At 68.2% G+C, this 13,012-nt stretch carries 12 protein-coding genes and 1 pseudogene; 5 read left to right on the top strand and 8 right to left on the bottom strand.

The window, feature by feature from the left end:
- The first annotated feature begins 20 nt into the window (after positions 1-20).
- Positions 21-506: a nuclear transport factor 2 family protein gene (locus PWF70_RS17130; protein ID WP_006357438.1), complete on the top strand. Its 486-nt coding sequence runs from the start codon at positions 21-23 to the stop codon at positions 504-506.
- Between the two features lie 16 nt (positions 507-522).
- Here the strand turns inward: PWF70_RS17130 and PWF70_RS17125 are convergent, their stop codons facing one another.
- The 3 genes from PWF70_RS17125 to PWF70_RS17115 form a co-directional block, all read right to left on the bottom strand.
- A complete protein-coding gene (locus PWF70_RS17125) occupies positions 523-1,632 on the bottom strand; it encodes an oxidoreductase (protein ID WP_040003976.1) in 1,110 nt (369 codons plus the stop codon).
- Positions 1,633-1,728: 96 nt separating this feature from the next.
- The gene (locus tag PWF70_RS17120) at positions 1,729-2,268 is read right to left on the bottom strand and encodes a nuclear transport factor 2 family protein (protein ID WP_042375614.1); all 540 of its coding nucleotides are present in this window, start codon (positions 2,266-2,268) and stop codon (positions 1,729-1,731) included.
- Positions 2,265-2,768, bottom strand: a complete 504-nt coding sequence (locus tag PWF70_RS17115; protein WP_006357441.1) for a flavin reductase family protein — start codon at positions 2,766-2,768, stop codon at positions 2,265-2,267. Before PWF70_RS17115 ends, PWF70_RS17120 begins: the two co-directional genes overlap by 4 nt.
- 182 nt (positions 2,769-2,950) lie before the next feature.
- Here PWF70_RS17115 and PWF70_RS17110 point away from each other — a divergent pair, with 182 nt between their 5' ends.
- The 3 genes and pseudogenes from PWF70_RS17110 to PWF70_RS17100 all read left to right on the top strand — a co-directional run bounded on the left by PWF70_RS17110 (position 2,951) and on the right by PWF70_RS17100 (position 5,735).
- Complete coding sequence (locus tag PWF70_RS17110) at positions 2,951-3,817, top strand: alpha/beta fold hydrolase (protein ID WP_155225442.1); 867 nt, start codon at positions 2,951-2,953, stop codon at positions 3,815-3,817.
- A pseudogene (locus tag PWF70_RS17105) lies at positions 3,814-4,668 on the top strand (MaoC/PaaZ C-terminal domain-containing protein). The gene PWF70_RS17110 and the pseudogene PWF70_RS17105 overlap by 4 nt, the downstream one beginning before the upstream one ends.
- Before the next feature lie 2 nt (positions 4,669-4,670).
- Complete coding sequence (locus tag PWF70_RS17100; protein ID WP_042375607.1) at positions 4,671-5,735, top strand: ferredoxin--NADP reductase; 1,065 nt, start codon at positions 4,671-4,673, stop codon at positions 5,733-5,735.
- A 62-nt stretch (positions 5,736-5,797) separates the two neighbouring features.
- Here the strand turns inward: PWF70_RS17100 and PWF70_RS17095 are convergent, their stop codons facing one another.
- From PWF70_RS17095 to PWF70_RS17075, 5 genes are all read right to left on the bottom strand, one after another.
- The gene (locus tag PWF70_RS17095; RefSeq protein WP_042375605.1) at positions 5,798-7,345 is read right to left on the bottom strand and encodes an FAD-dependent oxidoreductase; all 1,548 of its coding nucleotides are present in this window, start codon (positions 7,343-7,345) and stop codon (positions 5,798-5,800) included.
- A gap of 146 nt (positions 7,346-7,491) precedes the next feature.
- Positions 7,492-8,643, bottom strand: coding sequence for an acyl-CoA dehydrogenase family protein (locus PWF70_RS17090; RefSeq protein ID WP_042375604.1), 1,152 nt, complete (start codon positions 8,641-8,643; stop codon positions 7,492-7,494).
- A 20-nt stretch (positions 8,644-8,663) separates the two neighbouring features.
- Positions 8,664-9,896 carry an acyl-CoA dehydrogenase family protein gene (locus tag PWF70_RS17085; protein ID WP_042375601.1) on the bottom strand — a complete coding sequence of 411 codons (1,233 nt, stop codon included), beginning with the start codon at positions 9,894-9,896 and terminating at the stop codon, positions 8,664-8,666.
- A 90-nt stretch (positions 9,897-9,986) separates the two neighbouring features.
- Complete coding sequence (locus PWF70_RS17080; RefSeq protein WP_006357448.1) at positions 9,987-11,180, bottom strand: AI-2E family transporter; 1,194 nt, start codon at positions 11,178-11,180, stop codon at positions 9,987-9,989.
- A 107-nt stretch (positions 11,181-11,287) separates the two neighbouring features.
- Positions 11,288-12,058, bottom strand: a complete 771-nt coding sequence (locus PWF70_RS17075) for an IclR family transcriptional regulator (protein ID WP_035751149.1) — start codon at positions 12,056-12,058, stop codon at positions 11,288-11,290.
- Positions 12,059-12,186: 128 nt separating this feature from the next.
- On the opposite strand from PWF70_RS17075, the gene PWF70_RS17070 reads away from it, so the two are divergent.
- Positions 12,187-12,999 (top strand): 2-keto-4-pentenoate hydratase, encoded by an 813-nt coding sequence (locus tag PWF70_RS17070; protein ID WP_035751151.1) that lies wholly within the window; start codon positions 12,187-12,189, stop codon positions 12,997-12,999.
- Positions 13,000-13,012 lie beyond the last annotated feature (13 nt).

The following is a 13,012-nucleotide window of genomic DNA, read 5'->3' as shown; positions in this document are numbered from 1 at the left end:
TCTCGGAGAAGGGATCGCAGATGACAGACATCCAGGAGAAGCTCGACGCTCTGCTCGACCGGGTTCGGGTCCTCGAGGACAGAGCAGCCATCGGTGACGTGCTGAGTGCCTACGGCCCGGCCGTCGACGCGGGCGATGCCGAGGCGGTGGGCAGGCTGTGGGCGCCGGATGCCGTGTACGACCTCGACATCGGCGTCATGAACGGGCGGGCGGCGATCACCGAGATGGTGCGGACCTCACCCCACCAGGACTACATCCACGGTGGATGCGGACATCTGTTGGACCCCATCAACATCCGCCTCGACGGTGACACCGCGGTGGCGACCTGCCACTCCCTTCTCGTGCGCCGCAACACCGACGAGGATTCGTTCCGGGTGTGGCGCGCGAGCGCCAACCGTTTCGAGCTCGCGCGCATCGACGGGGAGTGGAAGATCACGCGTCGGACCGCCCGGCTGCTCGACGGCAGTGCCGACGCGCGCGAACTGCTCGGGCGCGCGTCGGACTGAACCGGCGGAAGGCGTCTCAGACCAGGCTGCCCTCGTGGACCGCACGATCGAACGCGGTCAGCGGGGCGCCGGTCCGCAGAGCGGTTGCCAGCCCCGGGTTGGCCAGGTGCAGTCGGCCGATCGCGATCAGATCGAACTCGCCGGATGCGATGCGGTCGTCCACCTCGCCGATGTTGTCCACCAGCGGCGCCGCACCCTCGATACGGCTGTCGCGCATGGGCTTACCGAGCCCCACGCTGCCCACGGCCATGACGCGAGCGCCGGTGAGCATCTTCGCCCAGCCCGCCAGGGACAGGTCGCTGCCCTCGAAGGCCGGCAGGTCGAATCGTCGGATGCTGGCGTCGAAGACGTCCACCCCGGCGTCGGCGAGCGTCCCGAGGATCACCCCGAGTTCATCGGGGGTTTCTGCGATGCGGGCGGTGTAGTCCTGCTGTTTGTGCTGGGAGAAGCGGAAGAAGATCGGTAGGTCGGGCCCGATCTCCGCGCGGATCGCCTTGACCACTTCGGCGGGGAAGAGGGTACGCGCGTGCAGGTCTCGTCCCCAGCGGTCATTGCGACGGTTGGTGTCGGCCCACAGGAATGCGTCGAGCAGATAACCGTGACCGCCATGCAGTGCGATACCGTCGAAGCCGACCTCGACCGCGTTCGCGGCCGCTGACACGAAAGCGTCGATGACATCGTCGATGTCGCGCTCGGTCATGGGCGGGGTCTCCGGCAGCGAGCGTGCCACGTAGTCATCGGAGTACGAGGTGACCCCGGGGGTGCCCCACCGGCCCGAGGGTCGCATCGGGCGGATCGCCGGGTCGACCTCACACATCGCGCCCCACAGCGGTCCCACGTGCCAGAGTTGCGGGACGATGCGCCCGCCTGCTGCGTGCACCTCGTCGACGACGGTTCGCCAGCCGGTCAGGGCGGCGTCGCCGTACATCCGCGGGACCGCCGGATTGTCCACCGCCGCCACGTGATCGATCGCCACGCCTTCGGTGACGATCAGACCGGTGCCGCCGGCGGCGCGTCGTGCGTAGTAGTGCGCGACGTCGGAGCCGGGGACACCGCCGGGGGAGGAGGACCGGGTCATCGCCGACATCGCGATCCGGTTGGGCAGCTCCATTCCCCGAATGCGCAGCGGCTCGAAGAGAGCGGAGGGGTTGTCGGGTGGCGCAGTGTGCTCGTCGGACGCGGGAAGACCGTCGGATACCGAAGGATTCTCAGACACGGGCGATCACAGCGCTTTCAGGAAACGGAAGAAGTGGGGGGAGGAGTCCACGCGCAGGCGGGTGAGCTTTCGGTAGCTGATCAGCCACTGGCCGTTCACCTTTCGATACTCCTCGTGGTAGTGGCCGAAGCCGCGCAGATGGTACTCGCCGGCGTCGTCGGACCACCAGAGGTTGTCTTCCATCGCCCAGATGCCGCGCGCGGTGGTGGGCGAGGTGAGCACGATCTCGGGACTGTGCCCGTGATGAGCGGTGGTCACGGGGACCGGACCGTCGAGCAACGCGCGGATGGTCGACGCCAGCTTCTCCTTGCCCACCACGCGATTGGACTCGCCGTCGGTACGCGGCTGCTTGTCATCGGGTAGGCCGCCCCACGTCTCGCTGATGACGTCGTCGGTGTGCAGGCCGGCGTAGAGATGCCACTGCTTGGTGTCCATGCAACGCAGACGGACGGCGAAGACCCGTTTGATCTCCTCGATGGCGAGGAGCGCCTCGGCGGCGGACATGCCGTCCGGGATCCCGACGGACACGGCGTCGGTCTCGCTCATGCGGTGAGCCGATCGGCGGGGGAGTCGATCCCGAGCTTGCCGCGGAAGAAGAGGAGGGGGCGTTCCTCGCTGGGCGTCTCGAGTTCCAGCACCCGGCCGATCACCACGTCGTGGTCGCCTGCGGTGTGGACATCGTGGATGTCGGCGTGCACGCGCATCAGCACATCGGGCAACGACGGCGTCGACCAGTTGGACAGCTCCCAGTCCAGGCCGTCGAACTTGCGCCCGTCGCGGGAGCCGAACCGCGAACAGATGTCGGCCTGGTTCTCGTGCAGCACGTTCACCGTGAAGCGTCCGGCCCGCAGGATGCGCGGCCACGACCGGCCGCGGTGATCGGCACAGAACAGGACCATCGGCGGCTCCAGCGACACCGAGGCGAAGGACTGGCAGACGAAACCGGCGGGTCCGGAGTCGTCGAGCCCGGTCACCACGGTCACCCCGCTCGCGAACTGACCAAGCGCCTTACGCATATCAGTCTGGGACATCGCTTCGATCGACATCGTGCACCTTTCCGTTTGTCCGCCGTCGCCGAGAGGCCGGCTCCATCCACCGGGCCAGCGTAGGGTCCGCGGGCGTTCGCGCCCAGCACGCTTTCGTTCAGTGGGAAACCGACACGGCCGGTGTTCCGCTCAACTGGAGCGGTGCTGCACGACGGGGCGCAGCACTGGCAGCCTCACCGTTCATGAGCGTTGACGTCACCTATGGGGGCAGCCGCCGCAGGCTCGAGACGAGCCTGGGCGTGCTGCAGTATCACGAGGCCGGCGAGGGGCCTCCCTTGCTGCTGTTACACGGGTCCGGCCCGGGCGTGACGGGATGGCGGAACTACCGCGGGGTCATCGGCGAGCTCGCCGATCACTTCCGTTGCCTCGTCCTCGAATTCCCCGGCTTCGGCGTCAGCGATCCGGTCGACGGACATCCGATGGTGATGGCCGAGACGGCGGTCGGGGTGTTCCTCGACGGCCTGGGCATCGGATCCGCCGACATGATCGGCAACTCCATGGGCGGGATCGTCGCGACCAAGGTCGCCATCGCCGAACCGGAACGTGTCGGCAAGCTCGTCACCATCGGCGGCATGGGCAAGAACATCTTCTCCCCGGCGCCCAGCGAAGGCATCAAGCTGCTGATGGAGTTCACCGACGAGCCCACCCGCGAACGCCTGATCCGCTGGTTGTCGGCGATGGTCTACGACCAGTCTCTGGTGACCGAGAAGCTCATCGAGGAACGGTGGGGACTGGCCACCGAACCGGAAACCCTCGAGATCGCTCGACGCATGTACAGCACCAAGGCCTTCGCCGCGACGATGGCCGCCAACGCGATGGCCGACACCGTCCCGTACTGGGCACAGCTGCACAAGGTGACGTCCCCGACGTTGATCACCTGGGGCCGGGACGACCGCGTCAGCCCCGTTGACTCGGCGATCCTGCCGATGCGCGACATCCCCGACGCCGAGCTGCACGTCTTCCCCCGCTGCGGGCACTGGGCGATGATCGAAGCCCGCGAGGCCTGGTTGTCGGCCGTGCTGGCCTTCCTGAAGCGCGGTGCGGCATGACGTCATCGGCCGCGCGGACACAGCCGACCGGGACGCCGGCGAACACCGGGGAGTGGCGCGGCGCCGATCTCGGCAGTCGAACCGTTGCCTATGACGAACGCGACGCGATCCTGTACGCACTCGCCGTCGGCGCTCGGGCGGACGAGCTCGACCTCGTCTTCGAGAAGCGGTTGCGGGTGCTGCCGACCTTCGCGCTGACGCTCGCACAGTGGGCCCCGGACGAACTCGGCGCACGCGGCGCCTTCGATCCGACCACTGCTCTGCACGGCTCGCAGTAACTGGACGTGCTGGCCCCGCTGCCACCGCGCGGTGAGGTGACCATGACGGCCTCGGTGGGCGAGGTGTGGGACAAGGGTTCGGCAGCGGTCATCGAGGTGGTGGTCCGCAGTGACCACTTCGTCGCCACCTGGTCGCTGTTCGCCCCCGGCGCAGGCGGATTCGGTGGCGATCGCGGACCGGGTAGGCCACCGGCATCGGATGCGGCGCCGACGATCAGCGGTCCGGTGCGTACGACCGAGAACCAGGCGGCGCTCTACCGGCTGACCGGTGACCGCCATCCCATCCACATCGATCCCGCGGCCGCCGCACGGATCCACCAGCCGCGCCCGATCCTGCACGGGCTGTGCACACTCGGTGTCGCGGCGCTCGACGTGGCGCGGCTGATCGGTGCCCATCCGGCGGATCTGCGTTCGCTCGACGGGCGATTCGCCACCGCGATCTTCCCCGGCGACGACGCGGAACTGCGGGTCTTCGGCGACGGGCGCGAGGTGATGTTCGACATGGTGAGCGGTGGCAATCCGGTCATCGCGAACGGGGCGGCGGGTTTCCACGAGTCCGAAGGGCGGAACTGACCATGACCATCACCGATGTGGCCGAGCAGGTCACGACTTCCTCGCGTGCGGTGCGGCTGGAGGTGGCCGCCGTGATCGAGGAGACCGCGGATGCACGCTCACTGGTGTTCACGGTGCCGGCCGATCGTCGAGCCGACTTCGCCTACACGCCGGGACAGTTCCTGACGCTGCGCATACCCAGCGAGGAGACCGGCTCGGTCGCCCGGTGTTACTCGCTGGCCAGCTCGCCGTTCACCGACGAGCTGCTGAAGGTGACGGTCAAGCGGACCCGCGACGGTTATGCGTCGAACTGGTTGTGTGACCACATCTCCGCGGGTGACACGCTCGAGGTGCTGCCTCCCGCGGGGGTCTTCACCGCCAAGGACTTCGACGACGATCTGCTGCTGTTCGCCGCCGGTAGCGGGATCACCCCGGTGATGTCGATCCTGAAATCGGCTCTGAGCCAGGGGTCGCGGAAGGTGGTGCTGCTCTACGGCAACCGCGACGAGAAGTCGGTGATCTTCGCCGCCGAACTGCGGGAACTCGCAGCTGCACACGGCGATCGGCTCACGGTGATCCACTTGCTGGAGAGCGTGCAGGGTCTGCCGACCGTGCCCCAGCTCGCAGCGCTCGCCGCCGCCTACGCCGACCACCGCGTCTTCCTGTGCGGCCCGGGCCCGTTCATGGACTCGGTTCACGCGGCGACGGCGTCCGCCGGGTTCACCCGGGACCGGGTGCACGCCGAGGTCTTCACCTCGCTGTCCGGTGACCCGTTCGCCGACGTCGAGCTGCCCGACGTGGACGCCGATGCCGGTGATGCGGCGTCGGTGACGGTGAACCTCGACGGGCAGGAACACGAGTTCCCCTGGCCCCGCACGGCGACCCTGGTGGATGTTCTCCTCTCTAAGGGGATCAACGTCCCGTTCTCGTGCCGCGAGGGTGAATGCGGTTCGTGCGCAGCCACACTGACCACCGGTGAGGTCGACATGGACAACAGTGCGGTCCTCGACGAGGAGGACATCGCCGGCGGGATCATCCTGGCCTGCCAGGCACGGCCCCGCAGCGAGAACCTCAGCGTGGAGTTCTAGCATTCACGTCCCCCGGATCGCACAGCGGCGCAGGCGAGAGACCGCCTGCGCCGCTGTCGTGTTCACCGCAGCAGGTCGCTACCGAGCATGTGATGGACCGCGCGGTACGAGAACGTCATCGCGGTGCCGAGCGGGACTCCCGGACCGGGGTAGATCGCCCCGCTCACCGACGCGCTCGTGTTTCCTGCGGCGTACAACCCCTCGATCGGGCTGCCGTCGACCGTCAACACGCGGGCATCGGCGTCGGTCCGGACACCGCCCTTGGTTCCGAGGTCACTGAGGACGATGCGCGCCGCGTAGAACGGCCCGGTCGCAATCGGCGGCAGCGCCACGTTGGGCAGCTCCCGCGGCGGGCAGAAGAACGTGTCATACGGGTCGCCGCCGCGGCCGAAGTCCTCGTCGACGCCGCGTTCGGCGAAGCCGTTGAACCTCTCGACCGAGGCGCGCAGCGTGGCCGCGTCGACGCCGATCTTGGCGGCCAGTTCCTCGATCGTCTCCGCCGAGACCCAGGTGCCCGCGGCGAAGTGGTCGTCGGCCGAGGCCTCCGGAATCGACATCGCCGGCAGGACCGGGCCGCCCTCGGACGAGTCGAAGATCAGGTACGACGGCAGCGCGGACTCGCCACGCGCGATCATCTCCCGGCCGAACCGGTCGTAGGGCAGCGACTCGTTGAGGTAGCGGTTGCCGGTGGCGTCGACGAGAATGCCACCGCGGACACAGACCATGAAAGCGCCCGAGCCGTCCGGCAATTCGACGCCGGGGCAGAACCACGCCTGATCGAGGAGTGCGGTGTCGGCGCCGAGCGCGACGGCCGCGCGGATCATGTCACCGGTGTTGGCGCCCGCCGGGCCCATGCTCCACTGCGACTTGCCGGGGGTGCCGTGGGCGGCGCGCATCTCCTCGCTGCCCTCGATGCCGCCGGCGGCGAGCAGGACACCGCGCTCGGCCCGGACACGAAGCGTCCGACCATCGGCATCGGTGGCCTCGACACCCACCACCCGATCGTCCTCGGTCAGGAGCCGGGTGACCGATGTGCGGGCGCGCAGGTCCGCACGACGGGTGCCCCGCAGCGCCAGCAGGAGTCGCCCGATCAGCGCCCGCCCCGCGATGAGGGTCTCGTCGGGGTGCAACTGTCCGGCGCGGTCGACGATCGGAGCCGGACGCACCAGCTCGCGCACCTCTCCGGCAGCCTCGCTCGGCAGGTCGACCGGGATGATCGACCGGCCGGCATCCATGCGTCCCGGAGCGTCGAAGTAGTCGGGGAACGGCTGGTATTCGAACTCCAGGTGCGGATCGCGTTCGAGGAACTCGACCACCGCCGGTGCGGTCGTCACATACGCATCCTGCCGGTCGGCCTCCGCGTCACCGAGCAGTGCCCGCAGATAGGTGCGGGCGTTGTCGGTGGAGTCGTCGAGACCTGCTCGCTCCTGAACGACGCTGCCGGGCAGCCACAGTGACGCACCCGAGTACGACGATGTGCCGCCGAAGAGCGCGGTCTTCTCCAGAACGACCGTGTCCAGTCCGTTCGCCGCCGCGGTGTAGGCGCCGGCGAGGGCTCCGCCGCCCGACCCGACCACCACGACATCGCAGCGAATATCCCAGTCCTGCATGCTTTCTACCTCCGAGTTGTTCGTAGGTGTCATGCAATCGCACGGTGTGACCCGACGCACGCGGGTTCCCGCCCATTGAACATCCCGGACACAGAACTCCCCCGACGCAACGGGGGCCGTCGCGACGGGGGAGCGGATACCTGGTGTCAGGCGTCGATCTGTGCGGTGGCGGTCGCGAACCGCGCCAGATGCGCATCGGCGGTGCCGAACTCGTACTCGATGGCGGTGAGGCGCTTGAAGTAGTGGCCGATCGCCAGCTCCTCGGTCATGCCCATGCCGCCGTGCAGCTGCACCGAGTTCTGCCCGATGAAGCGTGCGGCCCGGCTGATCGTCGCCTTGGCGGCCGAGACCGCGGCGGCGCGTTCGGCGGGCTCGGCGTCGAGCGACAGGATCGCGAAGTACTGGGCGGCCACCGACTGCTCGAGCTGCAGGTGCATGTCCACCATGCGGTGCTGCAGCACCTGGAAGCTGCCGATCGGGACGCCGAACTGTTCGCGTTGCTTGGCGTATTCGACCGTGTCGGTGAAGACCTTGCGCATCAGTCCGACGGCCTCGGAGACCACGGCGGCGGTGGCGGTGTCCCAGGCCTTCTCGAGCAGGTCGATGGCACCGTCGCCGGCGATGAGTGCGTCACCGGGGAGCCGGACGTCGGTGAACGTGATGTCGGCGGCCTGCCGGTCGTCGATGGTGCGCAGCCGCTGCAGTTCGAGTCCCTCCGGCGCGCCGTCGGCGAGATCGATCAGGAACAGCGAAACGCCCGCCGGATCGTGCGGCTCACCCGAGGTGCGGGCACTGACGATGAGGTAGTCGGCGATGGGTGCGGTGGTGACGACGGCCTTGCTGCCGTTGAGCTTCCATCCCTCGCCGTCGCGGTCGGCGCTCGTCTCGATGCGCGACAGCACGCCACCCGAGCCGTCCTCCAACGCGGCGAGCGCGCTCAGGGCCTCCCCCGCGGCGATCCGGCCGGCGGCTTCGAGCGCGACGGCGTTGCCGGTCGAATGCAGCAGTCCGGCACCGAGAACCACCGAGTCGACGAACGGCTCGACGACCAGCGCGTGTCCGAGTGCCTCGGTGACGACCATCAATTCCTCGGCGCCGCCGCCGAATCCGCCGATCTCCTCGGGCAGGCAGGCGCCGACGACACCGAGGTCCTCGACGAAGGCCTTCCAGATCTTGGGCTGCCAGCCCTCGCCGACCTTGGCCGCGTCGCGGCTGACCTGCAGGTCGTAGCGTGCGTCGAGGAACTTGTTGAGTCCGTCGGACAGCAGCTGCTGTTCGGGGGTGAGTGTGAAGTCCATCAGTTTTCTCCTGTGACCCGTCAGAGACCGAGAGCTGCTTTGGCGAGGATGTTCCGTTGAATTTCGTTGCTGCCCGCGTAGATCGAACCCGCGCGGTCGTTGAAGTAGTGCAGCGGGGCGACGGCCTGCCAGGGCTCACCGCTGACGTAGCCGTCGGTGGGCGGCGTGTACTGGAAGATCGGACCGCCCGGGCGGGTCGCATGCGGCTGGAAGACGCGGCCGTGCGGGCCTGCGGCCTCGAGCGCCAGAGTGGTGATCTCCTGGCTCAGCTCGGTGCCCAGGATCTTCAGCATCGACGCGATCGAGCCGGGATCCTTGCCCGACGTCATCGCTGCAAGTGCTCGGTACTCGAGGACTTCGAGGATCTTCGCGCGGATCTGGAGGTCGGTGAGCTTGCCCGCGAACGCCGGATCCTCCGACAGCGGACCGCCGTTGGGTGCGGTCACCGAGGCGGCGTCACGGCCGAGCTGCTCGGCCATGACCTGCAGGGCCGGGGCGGCCGCACCGCCGCCGCGCTCGAAGACGAGGAGGTACTTGGCGACGGTCCAGCCGTCGTCGATCTTGCCGAGCACGTTCTTCTTCGGGACGCGCACGCCATCGAAGAACACCTGCGCCTGGACCTGCTCGCCGGAGGCGAAGACGAGGTTCTGGACCTCGATGCCGGGGGAGTTCATGTCGATGAGCAGGAAGGTGATGCCCTGCTGTTTGCGCTCCTGGCGCGAGGTGCGGACCAGGCAGAAGATCCAGTTGGCCTCGGCGGCGTGGGTGGTCCAGATCTTGGAACCGGTGACGACGAGGTCGTCGCCGTCGTCGACCGCGGCCATGGACAGCGACGCGAGATCGGAACCGGATTCGGGCTCGGAGTAGCCCTGGCAGAAGAAGACGCTGCCGTCGAGGATGCCGGGGAGGAAGAAGTTCTTCTGCTCCTCGGTGCCGAACGCCATGATCGCGTGGGAGACCATGCGGATGCCCATCGGCGACAGCGCCGGTGCGCCGGCCAGGATCGACTCGCGGCTGAAGATGTAGTGCTGCGACTGCGACCAGTCGCAACCGCCGTACTCCACCGGCCAGGCCGGCGCGGCCCAGCCGCGCTCGTGCAGGATGGCCTGCCACGTCATCGAGGCTTCGTGGTCGGAGTAGACCGAGGTACGCAGCGTGCCCGCCGCCCGCAGGTCAGGAGTGAGCTTCTCGTCGAGGAAAGCCCGTACCTCGTCGCGGAACGCGGTGTCGGCCGGAGACCAGTTCATGTCCATGGGCGGTGCGCAACCTATCTGTAAACGGTTGTGGTCAGATTGGGGTCGAATGGCAATCTACCGAATGTTCGCTCCGGAGCGTAGTCCGGCTCACGAATCGGTTCCCAGTGTGACGTGCGCGGGGTCGTCCGGGGGCGATTCGGGCGTCGTCGGCGGGGGCGACTCCTCGGGAACCGGCTTGGTGCCCGACGAGGACAACAGGACGTCGGCCCAGCGGGTGGCCGGGTCGATGTCGATGAGCAGGGCCTTGGCCAGCAGCGTCAGCGGTACCGCCAGGATCGCACCCAGGGGCCCGATCGCCCAGGCCCAGAAGATCAGGGACAGGAACGTCAGCGTCGTCGACAGGCCGACGGCGTCGCCGACGAATTTCGGTTGGATGACCGATTGGATGATCACGTTGATGACGCTGTAGACCGCGATGACGACGAGCATCTTGGTGACGCCGCCGTCGAGCAGCGCGAGAAGCGCGGGCGGTACGAGACCGATCACGAACCCGATGTTCGGGATGTAGTTGGTGATGAAGGACAGCAGACCCCACAGGATCGGCAGCGGGACCGACAGCAGTGCGAGGGCGATGCTGTCGAAGACGGCGACGATGAGGCCGAACACCGTCGACACCCACAGGTAGCTCCGGGTGCCCTGGGCGAAGGAGCCGAAGGCCGCGGCGATGTCGGGACGCATCCCGCGCAGGTGTTCCATCCGGGCGTCGAAGCCCACCGAGTCGGCTGCCATGAACAGCAGCAGGGCGAGCACGAGAACGAGGGCCGACGCGACGCTCAGCGTGCTGGAGAGCAACTCGGTGACCACGTTGACGACCTTGCTGGTGTCGACATTGGAGATCATGTCGTGGACCTTGTCCTGGCTGACCCCGTGGGCGGTCAGGAAGTCCTGGAAGCTCGTGATGATGTCGTTGAACTTGTCGTCGTAGTCCGGCAGGATCGATGCGAGTCTGGCCACCGAGAACACCAGTGACGCGAACAGTCCGATCAGGATGCCGTAGACGAGGACGATCGTCGTCAGGAATGCCGCCCAACCGGGAAACCCTTTGGTGCGCAACCATCTCGGCACCGGTTGCACTGCCACGGTCAGCATCAGCGCCAGGAACGTCGGCGCCGCGAACGACGAGACCGCCTTGATGCCGCCGACCGCGACCACCAGACCGGCGATGGTGATCAGGACTATCGTTCCGCGGGGGAGCGTCCAGGCGGGCGGGTCGGTGCGGTAGGGCGGTGCCTCGGGCGCGCGCGTGGTGGCTCTGGAGCGGTTCGTGCCCCGACGTGCCATGCTCTCGCCTCACTCTCTGTACGACGCGGATCGTGCACGGTGTGCGCGACCGTCATCCAGTGTTCAGTACGACGATCTGCGGCGGAGTGCTTTCCGGTGGCGGGGTGTCAGCCGTCGATGATGTGGGCCCGTCGTGCCAGCGTCGAACTCGCCCCCGCCGCGGCGGCCCGGACCGCGGTCGCGTGCGCTCTCGGGTGGAAGCGGTGTACCGGGCCGGTGACGCTGATCGCGGCGAGCGGGGCATCGTCGGCGTCGAGTATCGGGGCGGCGACGCAGACGAGGCCGAGGGTCGATTCCTCGAACTCGAAGGAGACCCCGTCCTCGGCGATCTGGGAGAGCTGTGCACGAAGGAGCCCGGGGGCGACGATGGTGTGCGGTGTGCGCCGGCGCAGTGGGCGAGCGAGCTGCTCGGCGATGACGGGATCCGGCGAATTCGCCAGCAGTGCTTTCCCGATGGCTGTGCAGTACAACGGCATTCGACCACCGAGTCGCGACGGGGCGGCGGCCTGGCGATGTCCGCCGATCTTCGAGACGTAGACGACCTCGAGATCCTCGGGGATGCCGAGATGGACGGTTTCGCCGGTACGGACGTAGAGGTCCTGCATGAACGGCGTCGCGACTTCGATCAGTCCTCGCTCCGGGGATGCGCGCATGCCGAGCTCGAACAGCCCGCTGCCGAGCGCGTACCCGCCCGCTGTGCGGGTGAGAAGACGAGCGGCGACGAGCTGGCCGGCCAGTCGGTGCACGGTCGTCTTGGGGAGCGCGGTGCGCTGGGCGAGGTCGGCGAGCGTGACCTGCCGGTCATTGGAGTCGAAGGCCTGGAGCACGGTGATCGCCTTACCCAGCACGCTCGAATGGTCGAGCTGTTCCTGGCTCATCTGCGACCTCCTGTCGTACCGCTCACCGGAACGCGATGCTCGACCCAGGGTATAGCGGCACCCCACGATGGTGCGGAGTCGCCCGAGGAGATCGCGGCCGACGACCGAACCGACAACAGAGGCAGCACATGAGTTCCCCGACCTCGGCCCCCGACCGAACCGACCGCGACCCCGCGATCGCCGCTGCGGCGCAACGGCTCAGCAGCGCGCTGACGAATCGCCGGCCCTGTGCGCCGATCCGAGATCTCATCGCGGCCGACGACATCGAGTCGGCCTACCGTGTACAGACGCTGTTCAACGCCGACCGGACCGCCGCGGTCGTCGGCCGCAAGATCGGGGCCACCTCGGTGGCCGTGCAGACCCAGCTCGGCGTCGACCAGCCCGACTTCGGAGTGCTGTTCGCCGACATGGCCTTCGGCGACGGTGAGACGATCCCGATGGGGACACTCCTGCAGCCCAAGGCCGAGGCTGAGGTCGCGTTCATGTTGAAGAGCGACCTGGCCGACGGCGACCTCGACATCGAGCAGTGCCGCGCCGCCATCGACTACGCCGCGCCGGCCCTGGAGATCGTCGACAGCCGGATCACCGGCTGGGACATCACCTTCGCCGACACCGTCGCCGACAACGCATCCGCCGGGCTGTACGTGGTCGGTGACGCTCGCCGCACCCTCGACGAGTACTCGCCGGTCGACTCGACGATGACCATGACGATCGACGGCGAGGTCGTCTCGGAGGGCAACGGGGCCGCGTGTCTCGGGGATCCGCTCAACGCCGTCGCGTGGCTCGCGCGCCGGGCCCGCCAGTTCGGGGAACCGCTGCGCGCGGGCCAGCTGATCCTGTCGGGTGCGCTGGGACCGATGCGGCCGATCGCCCCCGGTGCCACGGTGACCGCCGAGATCGGCGAACTCGGTTCGGTGACAGCACATTTCACCTCCAATTGACTCTTCCGCACAT

The sequence above is a fragment of the Gordonia sp. Swx-4 genome (assembly GCF_030316175.1).
In the GTDB taxonomy this organism is placed as follows: Bacteria; Actinomycetota; Actinomycetes; order Mycobacteriales; family Mycobacteriaceae; genus Gordonia; species Gordonia alkanivorans.
Note: the sequence above shows the minus strand (reverse complement) of the source record. Positions and strands in the feature narration are given on the sequence as shown.

Coding starts and splice junctions, on each gene's coding strand:
- PWF70_RS17115 (WP_006357441.1), bottom strand. CDS start 2,768: ATGTCGATCGAAGCGATGTCCCAGACTGATATGCGTAAGGCGCTTGGT.
- PWF70_RS17085 (WP_042375601.1), bottom strand. CDS start 9,896: ATGGACATGAACTGGTCTCCGGCCGACACCGCGTTCCGCGACGAGGTA.
- PWF70_RS17070 (WP_035751151.1), top strand. CDS start 12,187: ATGAGTTCCCCGACCTCGGCCCCCGACCGAACCGACCGCGACCCCGCG.
- PWF70_RS17080 (WP_006357448.1), bottom strand. CDS start 11,180: ATGGCACGTCGGGGCACGAACCGCTCCAGAGCCACCACGCGCGCGCCC.
- PWF70_RS17095 (WP_042375605.1), bottom strand. CDS start 7,345: ATGCAGGACTGGGATATTCGCTGCGATGTCGTGGTGGTCGGGTCGGGC.
- PWF70_RS17110 (WP_155225442.1), top strand. CDS start 2,951: ATGAGCGTTGACGTCACCTATGGGGGCAGCCGCCGCAGGCTCGAGACG.
- PWF70_RS17090 (WP_042375604.1), bottom strand. CDS start 8,643: ATGGACTTCACACTCACCCCCGAACAGCAGCTGCTGTCCGACGGACTC.
- PWF70_RS17100 (WP_042375607.1), top strand. CDS start 4,671: ATGACCATCACCGATGTGGCCGAGCAGGTCACGACTTCCTCGCGTGCG.
- PWF70_RS17130 (WP_006357438.1), top strand. CDS start 21: ATGACAGACATCCAGGAGAAGCTCGACGCTCTGCTCGACCGGGTTCGG.
- PWF70_RS17075 (WP_035751149.1), bottom strand. CDS start 12,058: ATGAGCCAGGAACAGCTCGACCATTCGAGCGTGCTGGGTAAGGCGATC.
- PWF70_RS17120 (WP_042375614.1), bottom strand. CDS start 2,268: ATGAGCGAGACCGACGCCGTGTCCGTCGGGATCCCGGACGGCATGTCC.